The organism is Streptosporangium sp. NPDC000239, from assembly GCF_040300765.1.
GTDB lineage: Bacteria > Actinomycetota > Actinomycetes > Streptosporangiales > Streptosporangiaceae > Streptosporangium.
Window position 1 is genome coordinate 635,336 of the sequence record NZ_JBEPEI010000002.1, and the last position, 16,238, is coordinate 651,573.

Sequence of the window (16,238 nt, forward strand, 5' to 3'; positions counted from 1 at the left end):
GTCAGGACCCCAACATCTTCATCGCTGCCGGAAAACTCAGGAAGATCACAAAGCCGGCGCAGAGCAGAAGCTGTGCGACGAGCATCGACTGGGAACGCTCACCCGCCTGCCCCTCGATCTCGGCGAGCTCCCGCCGCCGCAGGGTCGCGGCGCGCGCGGTCAGCGACGAGCGGACCTTGGCGCCGTCGTCGGCGACCAGCCCGAGGGCGGCGGACAGGTCGCGCAGCTCGTCCACGTTGATCTCGTCGCCGAGCTGCCCGAGGGCCTGCCACGGGGTGATGCCGACGATCCTGGCGTTGCCGAGCGCCTCACGGATGCGGGCCATCGCCCAGTTGGCCTCCTCCTCGTCCCCGGCGGGCGCGCCGACGGAGACGGCCATCAGCAACGCCTCCGGCACGCCCCGGCCGCCCGCGAGGTTCATCGCGACCAGGTCGAGGAAGGCTCCGACGACGTGCCGGAAGTCGCGGCGCATCCGTGCGGCGTCCCGTTTGACCTGGAGGTCGGGCAGGACGAAGAACACCCCGGAGACCGCGAGGGCGACCCACAGCGGCATCGTGAGCGAGGCGTCCCAGCTCATCAGCGCCAGCCAACCGGCCAGCAGGGGGAAGGCCAGCAGTCCGGAGACGGCCAGCAGCACCTTGGTGGCCAGGAACGCCTCGAACGACCTGCCGAGCAGGGCCAGGTCGGACTTGGCCGAGCGCGCCTGCCAGCCCCTGGCCGCGTACAGGCGGGCCAGCCGTACGCCCAGCTCCCTGCGCAGGGCGCTGACGTCCTCGTCCGGCAGGATGAGCCTGGCCCTGGGCGCCTGGGTGCCCTCCCTGGCCGCGTCGAGGGCCAGCAGCCTGGTCACCAGCCCCGGTCTGGCCGGGAACAGCGCCCGCATCAGCAGGAACAGGCCGAGGCCGAACACGCCCCCGGCGAACAGCGCGTCAGTCGGCATCGCGCGCCTCGCCTCCCATGGTGCCTCCCACGGCCCCTCCGGTGGGCAGGCCGAGCAGTCTGGCGGGCTTGTCGAAGCGGGCCAGGCGCCGCATCCAGGCGAAGCCCGCGCCGAAGAACCCGGCCACGACCACGAGCACGGCCTGCCCGAGGGCGCTGTCGTACTCGGCGACGTAGGAGGGGTTGAACACCACGAGCGCCACGGCGAAGGCGATGGCCGTACCGACCACGATCTGCACGCTGCGCCGGGTCGAGCGGCGCTCGGCCTCGACGCGGCGGCGCATGTCCAGCTCCTCGCGGGCCGAGACGGCCAGCGCGCCGAGCACGTCGCGCAGGCCGGGGCCGCGCAGCTTGGAGTTGAGGATGAGCGCGGCCACGACGAGGTCGGCCGAGGGGTCGTCCAGCTCGTCGGCGAACAGCCTGAGCGCGTCCTGCAGCGGCATCCTGGTGTGCAGCCGGTCGACCAGCGACAGCAGGTGCGGCCGCAGGGTCGGCGCGGCGGCCCTGATCGACGACGGGATCGCCTGTTCCAGGCCCGCCGCCCCGGCGATGGTGTCGCGGAGCGACTCGGTCCAGGCGGCCAGGCCCTCAAGGCGCCGCATCGCCGTACGCTCCTCGGCCGCGCCGCCCGCCAGGCCCCGCCATCCGAGCGCGAGCAGTACGGCCCCGGCCGCCATGACCGGCCATCCGGTCACCACGAGCACCAGGACGCCCACGATCGCGCCGATGGCCGAGCGGGTGGACAGTGCCTTGAGAAGCTCGCGTCTTCCCGCCTTCCTGCCCGGGGTCGCGGGCCGGGGGCGCAGGCCGTACAGGGCCAGGCCGAGCAGGAACAGCCCGGCGCCGAGCGCCGCGCCCGCGAGCATGACCAGCGGGTCGAACAGGCCGGGGGGAAGGCCGTTCACGCCCAGCCTCCGGGGTCGTAGCCGTGGTGGGCCAGCTCCTCCATGCAGGACAGGGGGGCGTTCGGCAGGACCCGGCCGTCGGGGGCCGTGGCGAAGACCTCGGAGGAGAGCACCCGCCCGTCGACACCGGCGACCTCGCGCACGCTGGAGACGAAGCGGCGCAGTCTGCCGCCCTTGGCGTAGTCGTTGCGCTTCTCGATGAAGACCACGAAGTCGATCGCGCCCGCGATGAGCATGTGGGTCGCCTCGATCGGCAGACGCTCGGCGGCCTGGAGGGCGTAGGTGGCGATGCGGTTGAAGACCTCCATCGAGGAGTTGGCGTGGATGGTGGACAGGGACCCGTCGTTGCCCTGGGTCATCGCGTTGAGCATGGTGACGATCTCGTCGCCGAGGACCTCTCCGACGATCACCCGGGAGGGGTTCATGCGCAGCGAGCGGCGCACCAGCTCGGCCATCGAGATCTCGCCCTGGCCCTCGGAGTTGGGCAGCCGCTGCTCGAAGGCCACCACGTTCGGGTGCAGCTCGGCGAACTGGTCGAGGCCGAGTTCGAGGGCGCGTTCGACGGTGATGAGGCGTTCGTGGGGCGGGATCTCGTTGGCCAGGGCGCGCAGCAGGGTCGTCTTGCCCGCGTTGGTCGAGCCGGAGATCATGATGTTCTTGCGGGCCGCGACGGCCGCGGAGAGGAAGCGGCCGATCTCCGGGGTCACGGTGCCGTTGCCGACCAGGTCGCTGAGGAAGACCTTGCCCAGGCGGGAGCGGCGGATGGAGACCGCGGGGCGGACCGTCACGTCCATCACCGCGGAGAGCCGGGACCCGTCGGGCAGGCGCAGGTCGAGCTGGGGGTTGGCGGTGTCGAACGGCCTGCTGGACAGGCCGCTGTAGGCGGCGAGGACCTGGATCAGCTCGATGAGCTCCTCGTCGGAGTCGGCGACCGGCTCCCGCATGAGCTCCTGGCCGTCGGCGTAGCCGACGAAGACCCGGTCGCAGCCGTTGATGTCGATGTTCTCGACGTCGGGGTCGTCGAGCAGCGGCTGCAGGCGGCCGACGCCGAACAGCGCGGCGTGGATTCCACCGGCGAGGGCCTCCTCCTCCTCTGCGGTCGGCGGGGTACGGCCGACGCCGATCTCCCCGCGGGCGAACTCCTCAAGCACCTGGGCGATCAGCGCGCGGGCGAACTGGCGCTCGTCCTCGCCGCTCATCGGCGGCAGGCCGCTGGCCTGGTCGAGGCGGCGCTGGTGGGCCAGCCGGTCGCCGACCTCCTGCCGGAAGCGCTTCACCAGGGTGTGGTCTATGGTCACAGGACGTGCTCCGGGGCGCGGATCTGGGCGGCGAGGCGTCCGGCCAGCTCACGGGCGGTGCGGATGAGCAGCGAGCGGTCCAGGCGCCCGCCCCACTGGCCGCGCAGCAGCTCGGCGCCCTTGGGGTCGTGCGCGATGCCGGTGACGAAGGCGACCTGCCTGCCGGTCGCCGTGACGATCCGGCGGACGTCGTCGATCGTCGTGCGGTACTGGCGGGGGTCGGCGATCACCACGACCGCGGTCTGCACCGACGAGGGCAGCACCTGGAGGCGTTCGCGCAGGTGGGCGACGTGGTCGAGGCTCGCCCTTGTGAACAGCACCACCAGGGCCGCCTCCGTGACCAGCTCGGTCATCTCGGGGTGGCCGCCCAGGCGCCCGCAGTCGGCCAGCACGTCGGCGCCGGGCAGCGCCGCGAACGCGCGGCCGAGCGGCCCCCACAGCCAGGTGAGGCCCGCGGCCTGTTCGCCGTGGGTCAGCCCGGCCAGCACGTCGAGCCCGCCGACGATCCGCTGGGTATGCTCGTGGATCTGCTCGGGCTGCAGCCCCCTGCGGGCCGTGGCCCCCAGGGTGAGCAGGCCCCTGCCCGGGTTGAGCACGCCGCCGTCCTGCGCGGGCAGGCGGTAGGCCAGGTCGCCTCCCGCCGGGTCGCACTCGGCGAGCAGGACCGAACGGGGCCAGACCGCGCCGAGCGCGGTGGCCGCCGTGGTGACCCCGGGCGCCCCCTTGTCGGCCGCCAGCACGATGAGCGCCATCTCAGCGGGCCCCGGGGAGCTCGACCACCGCGACCTCGCCGCTTGAGGCGTAGGTGCTGATCAGGGGGGCGTCCTTGACGTCCACCACGATCGCCAGCGGACCGGCCGGGGTTCCCCTGCTGGTCGCGGTCATCCGGTGGACGAGCGCGCTCTGCGCCAGGACCCGGCTCTGCGTCCCGTCGCCGCCCCGGCCCGGCACGTAGATCACCTGGACCCGGTCGCCCTCGTCGAGGGTGATGGGCAGCTGGCCGGGTTTGAGTGACAGGCCGACGATGGCCTTGCCCGGCCCGAGCTCCCCGCTCGCCGAGGCGACCATCCTGGGGGTCAGCAGGGTGCCCGGCAGGAGGGTGACGCTGGCGAAGTCATGGGCGACTTGGGCGCTCTGCGACCACGGAACGTAGTCGATGCCGGTGTCGGCGATCTGCACCTCCTGCATGGAGGTGACGAGCATCTGCTGCCCGGCGCCGATCTGCTTGACGATCCGGATCGCGGAGACCCGGTCTCCGCTGCGCAGCACCAGGAGGGTGGTGGCCAGCGCGCCGCCCAGGATGAGCAACAGGGCGAGGGCCGCGAGCGCGGGTTTGCGCTCACGCGGGGACACGGGGAGTTTGCGCGACGCCGGGCCGGAAAGCCCTGGTTGCGCGCCCGGCCGCTCGGCGTTCGCCGGGGGGCGGCCGCCCGGCTTCTCACTGGTCCTCATGGGTAGGGGGACTCCCAGAGTCTTCGCAAATGGGACTACTGCTCGAATTTACGCCATTATGCGCACCGCACCGATGAACAGGCAGACAAAATCCAGGTCCCATGCTCGTTTGATAGGAACAGGTCTGTCAACGCCGATCGCAAGGATGCTGACGGTTCGGTGAGATGACAAGAGACTTATCGGGGTGATAAGGGCATCTGATTAACTCGTACGGCGTCCACCCCGGCGTTTAGGGGGCTCATTCGGCGGGAAAGACCCGCGCCCTTCACCATCCGGCCGGAAGGCCGTTCACCGTGTGTCATCCTTGCGTCATGGCTTGCGTCATGGCGAAGTGGTCCGGGTACGCCGCCCCGGCCCCACACCGGATGCGGTTCCCCCTCAGGAAAACGGATCACCCGTGTCACCGCGAAACCACATACGCGAAGACGGCGTCTCCCGTTGCCCGCCGTCCGCGTCCCGCCGCCACGACCTCCCAGGTCAGGCCGTACGGCGAGGCGGCGGCCTGAGTTTTCCACAGCCCCACCCGGCCATTCCCGTGCGCGGCCCGATGAGCGAACGCCCATTTAAAACGGCACGACCGGCCACTGTCATCAGGCGGTTTTCCACAGGCCGCCACGTTTTCCACATACCGCTCCACAACCCATGGCATTGCCGCAAACCACTCCTTCGCGACAAGTGCCACTCTGTACCGTGGACCGGGGCTCCGACCCGAGGAGAGCGTCGATGCGGATCATGCTCACCGTGCTCAGCGAGCACACCGACCGCGATGTCGTGGTCGAGGGCGACGACACGACCACGGTCGCCAGGCTCGCCGAGGCGCTCGCCGGCCAGGGCGGTGAGCGGCCGAGCAACGTGGTACGGCTGACGCGCAGCAAGGCCCCCTACGGCCTGGACCGCGACATCGGGTCACAACCCCCGCCCATGTGGCTCGACGGCCGCCTCCTCGAACCGTCCGCGCCCGCCCTCGGCCTGCTCCGCGACGGCGACCTCGTCACCCTCGAACGCGACCTGGCCGCCGCGACACTCGCCGAGGAACCGGGCGGCATCGTGGAGATCCGGGTCGTCGGCGGGCCCGCCGCCGGGTCCGTGCACCGCATCAGCCTGGGTGTGCACACCATCGGCTCCGACCCGGCCTGCGCGGTCTCCGTCGCCGACCCCATGCTGCCCCCCAGGGCCGCCGTCGTCCGGCTCACGCCCGAGGCCATCACCGTCGAGGCGGGGGAGGGCGCCACGCCGAGACTCGACCGGGAACCGCTCGAAGGCCCGGCGCCCTGGCGGGAGCACGCCGTGCTGACCTGTGGCGCGAGCGTGCTGACCCTCAGGGCCGTCGAGCCTCCGGACGCGCACCTGGACGCCCAGCCCGACGGCGGCCTCGCCTACAACCGGCCGCCCAGGCTGCGCACCCCGCCGAGCACACGGCGCTTCGAGGTCCCCGCGGAGCCCAAACGCGCCGAGACCATGCGGCTGCAGCTGCTGACCGCCTTCCTGCCCGCCGCGCTCGGCGTGGTCATGGCCTGGACCCTGCACGTCTGGTACTTCCTGCTGATGGCGCTGATGACGCCGTTGATCATGATCGGCCAGTGGTGGAGCGACCGGCGGCACGGCCGCAAGCAGTACCGCCAGCGGATGAAGGAGTACAGGAAGCGCCTGAAGGACTTCGAGGCGGACGTCGAGCGCGCCCGCGCCGACGACGAGGCGGAGCGCCGTACCGCCGCGCCGGACCCGGCCGAGGTGCTGCTCACCGCGACCGGGCCGAGACGGCGGCTGTGGGAGCGCCGTGACCACGACCAGGACGCGCTCAGGCTGCGGGTCGGGCTCGCCGACCTGCCCGCCGACCTGGAGTTCACCCCGGAGCGCTCCGCCCCCGCCGACTGCGTGCTCCCCGACCCGCCCGACTGCCACGCGGTGCCCGTGGCCCTGGCCATGCGTCGTCTCGGCGTCGCCGGCCTGACCGGGCACAGACCGGCCGTCACGGGGCTGGCCAGGTGGCTGGTCGGCCAGGCGGCCGCCCTGCACAGCCCCCGCGACCTGGCGATCGTGGTGCTGTCGGCGCACCGCGACGGGGAGGAGAACTGGAACTGGGTGCGCTGGCTGCCGCACTGCGCCCCGCGCGGCGGCGAGGACTGCGTCGCGCTGGTCGGCGCCGACCCCGAGGCCGCCGCCCGCAGGGTGACCGAGCTGACCGCGTTGATCGAGGGACGCCAGGGCGAGGAGGAGGGGTCGGCGGCCAAGCTCGGCCGTATCGCCTCCGGATGGGGCGACGGCGCCCCGGCAGGCGCCGACGTCGCGCCCGTATACGACGAGCGGCCCTACGACGTGCTGGTCGTCCTGGACGGCGCCCAGGTCCTGCGCGCCCTGCCCGGCATGCCGCAGGTCCTGCGCCAGGGCCCCAGGGCGGGCGTCTACACCCTGGCCCTCGACGACGACCAGCGGCTGCTGCCCGAAGAGTGCGCCACCGTGGCGGACGTGGCCGGGGACGGCACCGTACGGCTGCGCGGAGGCGGCCTGGACGGGCTCGGCGAGATCCTGGCCGACCAGGTCTCCTCCTCCTGGTGCGACCGGCTGGCCCGCTCCCTGGCCCCGGTGCGCGACGTCAGCCGGGACGAGGCCGCCCTGGCCCTGCCCGGCTCCGCCAGGCTGCTCGACCTGCTCGACCTGCCCTCGGTCTCCGGCGCCGTCCTGGCCGAGCGCTGGGGCCGTACGACACGGGCGGTGATCGGCGCGGGCCCCGACGGCGTCTTCTCCGTCGACCTGCGCACCGACGGTCCGCACGCGCTCATCGCGGGAACGACCGGCGCGGGCAAGTCGGAGCTGCTGCAGACCCTGATCTGCTCCCTCGCGGTGGCCAACCGCCCCGACGAGATGACGTTCGTGCTGATCGACTACAAGGGCGGGGCCGCCTTCAAGGAGTGCGTACGGCTGCCGCACACGGTCGGCATGGTCAGCGACCTCGACGGCCACCTCACCCAGCGGGCGCTGGCCTCCCTGGCCGCCGAGATCCGCCGCCGCGAACGGCTGCTGCTGGCCGCCGGGGCCAAGGACATCGAGGACTACCACGAGCTGCGCGACGCGCAGCGGGCCCGCGCCTCACGGGACCTGATGGTGGCCGGGGCGGGCTCGGCGGTCAGGCAGCTGCCCCTGCGCGCGGACCCGCTGGCGGCGCTGCCCCGCCTGGTGCTGGTCATCGACGAGTTCGCGGCCATGGTCAGCGAGCTGCCCGACTTCATGACCGGCCTGGTGGACATCGCCAGGCGGGGCCGTTCGCTGGGCATCCACCTGATCCTGGCCACCCAGCGGCCCGGCGGCGTGGTCACCGCCGACATCCAGGCCAACACCTCGCTGCGCATCGCGCTGCGGGTGACGGAGGCCGCGGAGTCCTCCGACGTCATCGACAGGCCGGACGCCGCGCACATCTCCAAGGCCACCCCGGGACGGTGCTACGTGAAGTCGGGCGTCGGCACGCCCACGGCGGTGCAGACCGCGCGGATCGGCGGACGCGGGCCCGGCGCGCAGAGCGAGGTGCGGGCCAGGGTGACGGAGGTCGGCTGGCGGGCGCTCGGGCAGCCGCTCGCTCCGCCGGAGACGGCCACGGAGAACGCCGCGGTCACCGACCTGTCCGTTCTGGTCGACGCCCTGGTCGAGGCCGCCCGTGTCACCGGTGTCCCCAGGCAGCCGAGTCCCTGGCTGCCGCCGCTCGACGACCTGCTGGTGGCCCCCGGGGTCACCGTGGCCCCCGGGGACGCGCCGCCGTACCGGGTGGGGGTCCAGGAGGTGCCGCCGCTGGCGTTCGGGACGACCGACCTGCCGTGGGCGCAGGCCCGCAGGCCGCTGGCGCTCAACCTGGCCGCCGGGGGTCACCTGCTCCTGGCGGGCGCCTCCCGCAGCGGGCGTTCGACCGCGCTGCGCACACTCGCCGGGGCGATCGCCGCCGGAGCCTCCCCCGAGGACGTGCACCTGCACGCGATCGACTGCGGTTCCGGGGCACTGCTGCCGCTGATGGCCATGCCGCACTGCGGCGCCGTGGTGACCCGCGACCAGCTCGACCGGGTCGAACGGCTGCTGACCCGGCTGCGCGCCGAGGTCGGGCGGCGCCAGCAACTGCTGGCCGAGGCGGGCTACGCGTCGCTGGCCGAGCTGCGCGCCGCCGCGACCGGGCCCAGGCTGCCGTGGATGGTGCTGATGCTCGACCGGTGGGAGGGGTTCGTCGCCGCGTTCGAGGGCTACGACTACGGGCGGCTGATCGAGTCGGCGATGCAGTTGCTCAGGGAGGGACCCGCGGTCGGGTTGCGCGCCGTGGTGACCGGGGACAGGTCGGTGCTGCTCGGGCAGATCTCCACGGTCTTCGAGGACCGGCTGATCCTGCGCCTGGCCGACCCCTCCGACTACGGCCTGGCCGGGCTGCCGGTGAAGGACCTGCCCGCCGCGCTGGCCCCCGGCAGGGCGCTGGCCACCGGGGAGCACGGGATCGTCGAGAGCCAGATCGCGCTGCTGTGCGACGATCCCGCCGGCCCCGCCCAGGTCGCCGCGTTGCAGGCGCTGTCCAGGGAGGTGCCCGGCCGCTTCGGCGCCTCCCCCGGTACGGCCGAGCCGGGGCGGTGGCCGTGGAACGGCGAGCCGCCACTGCGGGTCGACGCGCTGCCGATGCGGATCACCTCGGCGCAGGCGCTGGAGCTGGTGCCCTCCTTCGAGCCGCCCTCCCCGCTGTGGGCGCTGTTCGGCGTCGGCGGCGACTCGCTGACCCCGCTCGGCGTCGACCTGCTCGCCCAGGGACCCGGCGCGGTCGTCGCCGGGCCGTCCCGTTCCGGGCGTTCCTCGGCGCTGCTGACCGCCGCCCGTTCCCTGCTCGACAGGGGGACGCCCGTGGTGGTGGTCACCCCCAGGCGCAGCCCGCTCAGCACGCTGGCCGGGCAGGAGGGGGTGCTGGCCGTACTCGGCGCGGACGGCGACCTCGACAGGGCCGTAGCGGGGCACGAACGGTACGTGGCGATCGTGGACGACGCGGAGCTGGTCTCCCCCGACTCGCCCCTGGGCATGTCCCTTGAGCAGGTGTTGCGCACCGGCCGCGACAGCGAGCACGGCCTCGTCATCGGCGGTACGACGGGTGACCTGACCACCGCCTACCGGGGTTTCGTCGCCGAGGCCAGGAAGGCCCGCACCGGTCTGCTGCTCTCGGTGCAGAGCCCCGCGGACGGCGACCTGTTCACCATCCGGCTCCCCCGCGGCGCGGTCGGCGGCCCGCCGGGACGGGGCCTGCTGGTGACGCTGGGCACGGCCACCGCCGTCCAGACGGCCCTGCCCGGCTGAGGTACGGCGGGCTGAGGTACGGCGGGGCAACGAAAACGCCGCCCCGGTCTCACGAGACCGGGGCGGCGTGGCGGCCGAATCAGCGCGTGGCGGACTCGATGTTGCCGCGGTAGGTGTTGATCACGCGGGAGGCCTCGGCGAGCTCCTCGGACATGCGCTGGAAGGCGGCACGGTAGTTCTGCCAGGCCTCGGTGAAACGCTGGGCGCCCGGGCCGGTCCAGGCGGTGCCGACCTTTCCCGCCTCACGGTCCAGAGCCGCCATCGTGGCCCTCACCTGGTCGGCCTGCTGGGTGAACTGGGTGGCCATCTGCTGCATTTCCGCGGGATTGCCACCAAGCAAGTTCTGGCTCATGCCAGCACTCCTTCTGGATCGGTGTCGGGGGCTCACCAAACGACATCACGATAGGTGAGTGGATCACGGAGATACTCGGATTATGCCGAGCGGCTATGGATCTTCCCATACCCACGGACCGGATAACGCGTCATTCGCCGTAAGTCACATGTCATACCGGGAATCGTCATCCGAGAGGCGCCATGTGCCGGCGGCCGTGCCCACTCCGGCACACGGGGATCATCACCAATACGGCCATCCAAAAACAACCCATGACATATCCCAATCCCGGCGGGCGGGACCCCGCTCTTCCCAGGCTCCGTACGGCGCCTAAACTCCGTTGGAGGCCCGCCAGCCCCCCGTTCGCACGTGATGAAGGGAACCATGTCGGTGCAGAAGGTCTTGGTCGCCAACCGTGGCGAGATCGCCGTACGGATCATCCGCGCCTGCAGGGACGCGGGCCTGGCCAGCGTCGCGGTCTACGCCGAGCAGGACCTGGACGCCCTGCACGTCCAGCTCGCCGACGAGGCCCACTCGCTGGGCGGCCAGTCCCCCGCCGAGACCTACCTCGACATCGCCAAACTGCTCGCGGTCGCCGAGACCAGCGGCGCCGACGGGGTCCACCCCGGGTACGGCTTCCTGGCGGAGAACGCGGCCTTCGCCCAGGCGGTGATCGACGCCGGGCTGACCTGGATCGGGCCGCCCCCCGCCGCGATCGTCGCCCTCGGCGACAAGGTGCAGGCCAGGCACATCGCGCAGAAGGTGGGGGCGCCGCTGGTCGCCGGGACCGCCGAGCCGGTCTCCGGGTCCGAGGAGGTGGTGGCCTTCGCCGCCGAGCACGGCCTGCCGATCGCGATCAAGGCCGCCTTCGGCGGTGGAGGGCGGGGCCTGAAGGTCGCCAGGACCCTTGAGGAGATCCCGGAGCTGTACGACAGCGCGGTCCGCGAGGCGGTCGCGGCCTTCGGCCGGGGCGAGTGCTTCGTCGAGCGTTACCTCGACCGGCCCCGGCACGTGGAGACGCAGTGCCTGGCCGACACGCACGGCAACGTGGTGGTGGTCTCCACCCGTGACTGCTCGTTGCAGCGCAGGCACCAGAAGCTCGTCGAGGAGGCCCCGGCGCCGTTCCTGACCGACGAGCAGATGGAGCTGCTGTACTCCTCCTCCAAGGCCATCCTGCGGGAGGCGGGCTACGTCGGGGCGGGCACCTGCGAGTTCCTCGTCGGCCAGGACGGCACGATCTCCTTCCTTGAGGTCAACACCCGGCTGCAGGTCGAGCACCCGGTCAGCGAGGAGGTCACCGGGCTCGACCTGGTCTCCGAGATGCTGCGGATCGCCGAGGGGCAGCCGCTCGGCTACGACGACCCGCGGGTGAGCGGGCACAGCATCGAGTTCCGGATCAACGCCGAGGACGCGGGACGGGGCTTCCTGCCCGCGCCGGGCACGATCACCGCGGTGCGCTGGCCCTCCGGGCCGGGCGTGCGGGTCGACGCCGGATACGAGGCGGGCATGACCGTCCCCGGCGCGTTCGACTCGCTGGTGGCCAAGGTCATCGTGACCGGGGCCGACCGGGGACGGGCGCTGGCCCGGGCCAGGCGGGCTCTCGCCGAGCTGCACCTTGAGGGAATGCCGACGGTGGCCGAGTTCCACCGGGTCGTGGTCGAGGAGGAGGCCTTCACCGCGCCAGACGGCGCGTCGTCGTTCGCGGTGCACACCCGCTGGATCGAGACCGAGTTCGTCAACCCGGTCCAGCCGTACGCCGGGCCGGTCGCCGAGCCGGGGACGGCCGAACGCGAGCGGGTCACGGTCGAGGTCGGCGGCAAGCGGCTTGAGGTCGTCCTGCCCGCCGGGCTGGTCGGCGGGCAGGGCGCGGGCGTGACGGCCCAGGGCGGCGCCGGAGGCAGGCGCGCGAGCAGGCGCCAGGGCGCCGGACGTGCCACGGCGGTGAGCGGGGACGGACTGGTCAGCCCGATGCAGGGCACGATCGTGAAGGTCGCGGTCGCCGACGGGGACGTGGTCGCGGCCGGAGACGTGATCGTGGTCCTGGAGGCGATGAAGATGGAGCAGCCACTGACCGCGCACCGGGCCGGAGTCGTCGCCGGGCTGAACGCGGCGGTCGGGCAGACCGTCACGGCGGGTGCCGCCATCTGTGACATCCGCGACAACTGACCCCTCCTTCTCCCGGGTGACGCGTCCAGGTTTGGAAAGGATTACGGTCAGGGGGGAACTCTGACGTCCACTCGCTCGTCTTCCAGGGCGAAGGAGGGCTTTCTGCCGTGACCACCAAGCAAACAGCGTCAGGTCGCCTCGGTGCCGCGATCATCGCGTTGCTCGCCGGGCTGCTGACCATTTTCATGATCGCCCCGGCGGCGAACGCCGCGGCGCCCGACCCGAGCACGATCGCGTCCGGCCTGAAGGACGGCGACCACTTCTACGCCGACCCCGCGGCGGACATCCCCGCCAGCGCCCAGGACGCCATGAGCAGCGCCGCCGAGCAGACCTCGACGGTCTACGTGGCACTGCTGCCCTCCGGCTCGATCACCAGCCAGTCCCAGGCGAAGACTCTGCTGACGTCCCTGCGCAAGGACGTCGGAGGCAAGGCGACCATCCTGGTCATGAACGGCAAGCAGCCGTTCGGTGTCTCCAACGTCAAGGGCATCGACGTGGACGAGCTGCTCCGCAGGGCCGCCACGACCTCGAGCCCGACGGACAACATCGTCAACTTCGTGAAGCTGGCCGACGACGCGGCCACCGGTGCCGGGCTGGGCTCCAGCCCCTCCCGCTCCTCCGGAGGCTCCTCGGGCGGCGTGCTGATCGGCATCCTGGTGCTGGCCGTCGCGGGCGGTCTGGGCATCTTCTTCTACTCCCGTAAGAAGAAGCGGCAGCGCGAGGCCCGTGAGGCCGCCGAGCTGGCCGCCGTCAAGCAGACCGTCGACGAGGACGTCACCAAGTTCGGTGAGGAGATCACCGACCTGGACACCGACGTCAAGCTGCTCGGCAACGGCTCCGATCACCTGCAGGACTGGCAGCGCGCCCTCGACTCCTACGAGCGGGCCAAGGTGGAGCTCGCGGCGGTCAACCGCCCCGACGAGCTCCGCGGCGTGACCACCGCGCTTGAGGAGGGCCGCTACGCCCTGGCCTGCGTGAAGGCGCGCGTGAACAACCAGCCGCTCCCCGAGCGGCGCTCGCCGTGCTTCTTCAACCCGCAGCACGGTCCCTCGGTCCGTGACGTCCGCTGGGCCCCGCCCGGCGGCGCGGTGCGCGACGTGCCCGCCTGCGCGGCCGACGCCGAGGCCATCGAGCGTGGCTTCGAGCCGCAGACCCGCCAGGTCATGGTGGACGGCCACTACCGCCCCTACTACGACGCGGGCCCGGCCTACCAGCCCTACGCCTACGGCTACTACGGCGGCTTCGGCGACGTCATGAGCGCGATGCTCGTCGGCACGATGATGGGCAGCATGCTGGGCGGCGGCTGGGGCCACAGCGGTTACGGCGCCGGCTACGAGCAGGGCCTGGCCGACGGCGGTGGCGGCAGTGACTTCGGCGGCGGCGGAGGCGACTTCGGCGGCGGAGGCTGGGGTGACTTCGGCGGCGGCGACTTCGGCGGTGGTGACTTCGGTGGCGGCGACTGGTAGTCACCGCTGACGGATCCGGCGGCCACCACGGTCACCGGCTGAGAGCCCTCGCCGGCCAGAGATCAGGACGGGCGCGTTCCCTCGGGGACGCGCCCGTCGTCGTTCGCGCGCCGTACGGCCCCGGCCGTTCGAGGGGCCTGCGGCCGTCTGTCCCGTGGACCGGAGGGATTCCCTGGCGGACCAAAGGGATAACGTACGTCGAATGAGTGCGTCTGTGGTGAAACGTCCCATGTCTGCGGCCACGGGGGTCCGCCGGCGACGGCAAGGGGTGGGCCTGGGCGCGCTCGTGGTCGTTCTCCTGCTCGTGGGGACGGTTTCGCTGGCCGTCGGTACCCGCGCGTTGAGTCCTGCGGAGGTGTGGCACGGGCTGTTCACGGCCCCGGGCTCCGACCGGCGGCTCACCGAGATAACGCTCATCGTGCAGACCGTGCGGATACCCAGGACCGTACTGGCGATCGTGGCCGGAGTCGCCCTGGGGGTCGGCGGGGCGTTGATCCAGGGATACACGCGCAACCCGATCGCCGACACGGGGCTGCTTGGGGTGAACTCCGGCGCCTCGTTCGCCGTCGTTTCGGTGATCACTCTGTTCGGGATCAGCAATCCGTACCAGTACGTCTGGTTCGCCTTCCTGGGGGCGGGGATCGCCGGGGTCATCGTGTTCGGGCTGGCGAGTCTCGGCCGGGGAGCGGGCAGCCCGCTGACGCTCGCGCTGACCGGTCAGGGGGTCGCGGTGTTCCTGGCCGCGATGACCACGGCGGTCGCGCTGACGGACCAGGCCTCGCTGAACGCGCTGCGCTTCTGGAACGCGGGCTCGGTGTCCGGTGTCGGATTCGACGTCATCTGGCCGCTGACCGCGTTCGTCGTGGCCGGGCTGGCCCTGGCGGCGGTCACGCTGCCCGCCGTCAACCTGCTCAGCCTGGGCAACGACGTGGCACGAGGGCTCGGGGTGAACGTCACGCTGAGCCGGACGGTCGGCATCGCCGCCATCACCCTGCTGGCGGGCGCGACGACGGCCGCGTGCGGCCCCATCGCGTTCCTCGGCCTCATGGTCGCCCACGTGGCCCGGTATCTCATCGGACCGGACTATCGCTGGCTGGTGCCGTGCGCGGGCCTGCTCGGCGCCCTTGTCCTGCTGGTCTGCGACATCGTGGGGCGCGTGGTCGCACGGCCCGGCGAGTTGCAGGCCGGCATCGTCGTCGCCCTCGTCGGCGCCCCGTTCTTCGCGGCGCTGGTGTGGCGTGGAAAGTTCAAGACGGCATGAACGAGACAACGATGAAGCGGTCGTCGGCACCGGGCGTGCGGCTCGGTCCCGTGTCGTTCGTGTGGCGGCCCTGGATGGTGCTCGTCACGCTGCTGCTGGCGGCGGCCGCCTTCGTGGCGTTCTGCCTGTCCATCGGCGTCGGCGACTTCCCCATCGGCCTGCGCCAGGTGGTCGCCACCCTCCTCGGCCGGGGGGAGCAGGTCGACGAGTTCGTGATCATGGATCTTCGGATGCCACGTGCCCTGGCCGGGCTCGTCGTGGGGATCGCGTTGGGGGTGTCCGGGGCGATCACGCAGTCCATCGCACGCAACCCGCTGGCCAGCCCCGACGTTCTGGGGATCACCGGAGGCGCGAGCGCGGTCGCGGTGACCCTGGTGACGGTTTCCGGCGGGGCCGCCGCGACGATCGCCGGTTCCGTCGGTCTGTCCGCCGCGGCGCTCACCGGCGGGCTCGGCACCGGCCTGTTGGTGTACCTCCTGGCGTGGCGGCGTGGGATCAACGGTCTCCGGCTCATCCTCATCGGCATCTCGGTGAGCGCCGTGATGGAGGCCGTCACGACCTGGCTGCTGGTCACGGCCGACATCAGGGATGTGGCACGGGCCCAGGCGTGGCTGGTCGGCTCGCTGAACGACCGGTCGTGGGCGGAGGTCCGGGTGGCGCTGTGGGGCACGCTCACGCTCGTGGCCGTCGTGGTGTGCGTCGCCCCCCATCTCAGGGCCCTGCAACTGGACGACGACGTCGTGACAGGCCTGGGCGTCCGGCACTCGACGGTGCGGGCGATCCTGCTGCTGTGCGCGGTTTCGCTGGCGGGCATGGCGGTGAGCGCCGCGGGCCCGGTCCCGTTCGTCGCGCTGGTGGCGCCGCAGGTGGCGATGCGCCTGGTTCGGTACCCAGCGCCGCCGCTCGTGGCCTCCGGGCTGACGGGCGCGCTGCTGTTGATCTGCGCGGACCTGGTGGCGCGTACGGTGCTGCCGATCTCCCTGCCGGTCGGCGTGGTCACCGCCGCGATCGGCGGCCCCTTCCTCGTCTACCTGCTGGTGCGGGCGAACCTCAGGGCGGGATGACCGGCCAACCGAGGTGAGGTTAGGCTTGCCTAATCCCTCCATGCTACGGTTT

At 72.3% G+C, this 16,238-nt stretch carries 11 protein-coding genes; 5 read left to right on the top strand and 6 right to left on the bottom strand.

Translation table 11 applies throughout. From position 1 onward, the window contains the following. Position 1: 1 nt before the first annotated feature. Genes ABT340_RS08405 through ABT340_RS08425 form a run of 5 tightly spaced genes read right to left on the bottom strand, consistent with a single transcriptional unit; the run spans position 2 to position 4,594 of the window. Positions 2-940, bottom strand: a complete 939-nt coding sequence (locus ABT340_RS08405; RefSeq protein ID WP_352010011.1) for a type II secretion system F family protein — start codon at positions 938-940, stop codon at positions 2-4. After that, positions 930-1,844 carry a type II secretion system F family protein gene (locus ABT340_RS08410; protein WP_352010012.1) on the bottom strand — a complete coding sequence of 305 codons (915 nt, stop codon included), beginning with the start codon at positions 1,842-1,844 and terminating at the stop codon, positions 930-932. Before ABT340_RS08410 ends, ABT340_RS08405 begins: the two co-directional genes overlap by 11 nt. After that, a complete protein-coding gene (locus tag ABT340_RS08415) occupies positions 1,841-3,142 on the bottom strand; it encodes a TadA family conjugal transfer-associated ATPase (RefSeq protein WP_352010013.1) in 1,302 nt (433 codons plus the stop codon). The genes ABT340_RS08410 and ABT340_RS08415 overlap by 4 nt, the downstream gene beginning before the upstream one ends. Further along, positions 3,139-3,894 carry a CpaE/TadZ family protein gene (locus ABT340_RS08420; RefSeq protein ID WP_352010014.1) on the bottom strand — a complete coding sequence of 252 codons (756 nt, stop codon included), beginning with the start codon at positions 3,892-3,894 and terminating at the stop codon, positions 3,139-3,141. Before ABT340_RS08420 ends, ABT340_RS08415 begins: the two co-directional genes overlap by 4 nt. A gap of 1 nt (position 3,895) precedes the next feature. Beyond that, complete coding sequence (locus tag ABT340_RS08425; RefSeq protein WP_352010015.1) at positions 3,896-4,594, bottom strand: hypothetical protein; 699 nt, start codon at positions 4,592-4,594, stop codon at positions 3,896-3,898. Positions 4,595-5,317: 723 nt separating this feature from the next. Here ABT340_RS08425 and ABT340_RS08430 point away from each other — a divergent pair. Beyond that, a complete protein-coding gene (locus ABT340_RS08430; protein ID WP_352010016.1) occupies positions 5,318-9,898 on the top strand; it encodes a type VII secretion EssC family protein in 4,581 nt (1,526 codons plus the stop codon). 79 nt (positions 9,899-9,977) lie between these two features. Here the strand turns inward: ABT340_RS08430 and ABT340_RS08435 are convergent, their stop codons facing one another. Then, complete coding sequence (locus ABT340_RS08435) at positions 9,978-10,250, bottom strand: WXG100 family type VII secretion target (RefSeq protein WP_012888044.1); 273 nt, start codon at positions 10,248-10,250, stop codon at positions 9,978-9,980. Positions 10,251-10,619: 369 nt separating this feature from the next. Here ABT340_RS08435 and ABT340_RS08440 point away from each other — a divergent pair, with 369 nt between their 5' ends. The 4 genes from ABT340_RS08440 (at position 10,620) to ABT340_RS08455 (ending at position 16,186) form a co-directional block, all read left to right on the top strand. Beyond that, complete coding sequence (locus ABT340_RS08440) at positions 10,620-12,395, top strand: acetyl/propionyl/methylcrotonyl-CoA carboxylase subunit alpha (protein WP_352010175.1); 1,776 nt, start codon at positions 10,620-10,622, stop codon at positions 12,393-12,395. A 107-nt stretch (positions 12,396-12,502) separates the two neighbouring features. After that, positions 12,503-13,861: a hypothetical protein gene (locus ABT340_RS08445; protein ID WP_352010017.1), complete on the top strand. Its 1,359-nt coding sequence runs from the start codon at positions 12,503-12,505 to the stop codon at positions 13,859-13,861. A 229-nt stretch (positions 13,862-14,090) separates the two neighbouring features. Then, the gene (locus ABT340_RS08450) at positions 14,091-15,122 is read left to right on the top strand and encodes a FecCD family ABC transporter permease (RefSeq protein WP_352010018.1); all 1,032 of its coding nucleotides are present in this window, start codon (positions 14,091-14,093) and stop codon (positions 15,120-15,122) included. Next, positions 15,119-16,186 (top strand): FecCD family ABC transporter permease, encoded by a 1,068-nt coding sequence (locus ABT340_RS08455; RefSeq protein WP_352010019.1) that lies wholly within the window; start codon positions 15,119-15,121, stop codon positions 16,184-16,186. The genes ABT340_RS08450 and ABT340_RS08455 overlap by 4 nt, the downstream gene beginning before the upstream one ends. The last annotated feature ends 52 nt before the right edge of the window (positions 16,187-16,238 follow it).

Coding starts and splice junctions, on each gene's coding strand:
- ABT340_RS08405 (WP_352010011.1), bottom strand. CDS start 940: ATGCCGACTGACGCGCTGTTCGCCGGGGGCGTGTTCGGCCTCGGCCTG.
- ABT340_RS08420 (WP_352010014.1), bottom strand. CDS start 3,894: ATGGCGCTCATCGTGCTGGCGGCCGACAAGGGGGCGCCCGGGGTCACC.
- ABT340_RS08425 (WP_352010015.1), bottom strand. CDS start 4,594: ATGAGGACCAGTGAGAAGCCGGGCGGCCGCCCCCCGGCGAACGCCGAG.
- ABT340_RS08430 (WP_352010016.1), top strand. CDS start 5,318: ATGCGGATCATGCTCACCGTGCTCAGCGAGCACACCGACCGCGATGTC.
- ABT340_RS08435 (WP_012888044.1), bottom strand. CDS start 10,250: ATGAGCCAGAACTTGCTTGGTGGCAATCCCGCGGAAATGCAGCAGATG.
- ABT340_RS08450 (WP_352010018.1), top strand. CDS start 14,091: ATGTCTGCGGCCACGGGGGTCCGCCGGCGACGGCAAGGGGTGGGCCTG.
- ABT340_RS08455 (WP_352010019.1), top strand. CDS start 15,119: ATGAACGAGACAACGATGAAGCGGTCGTCGGCACCGGGCGTGCGGCTC.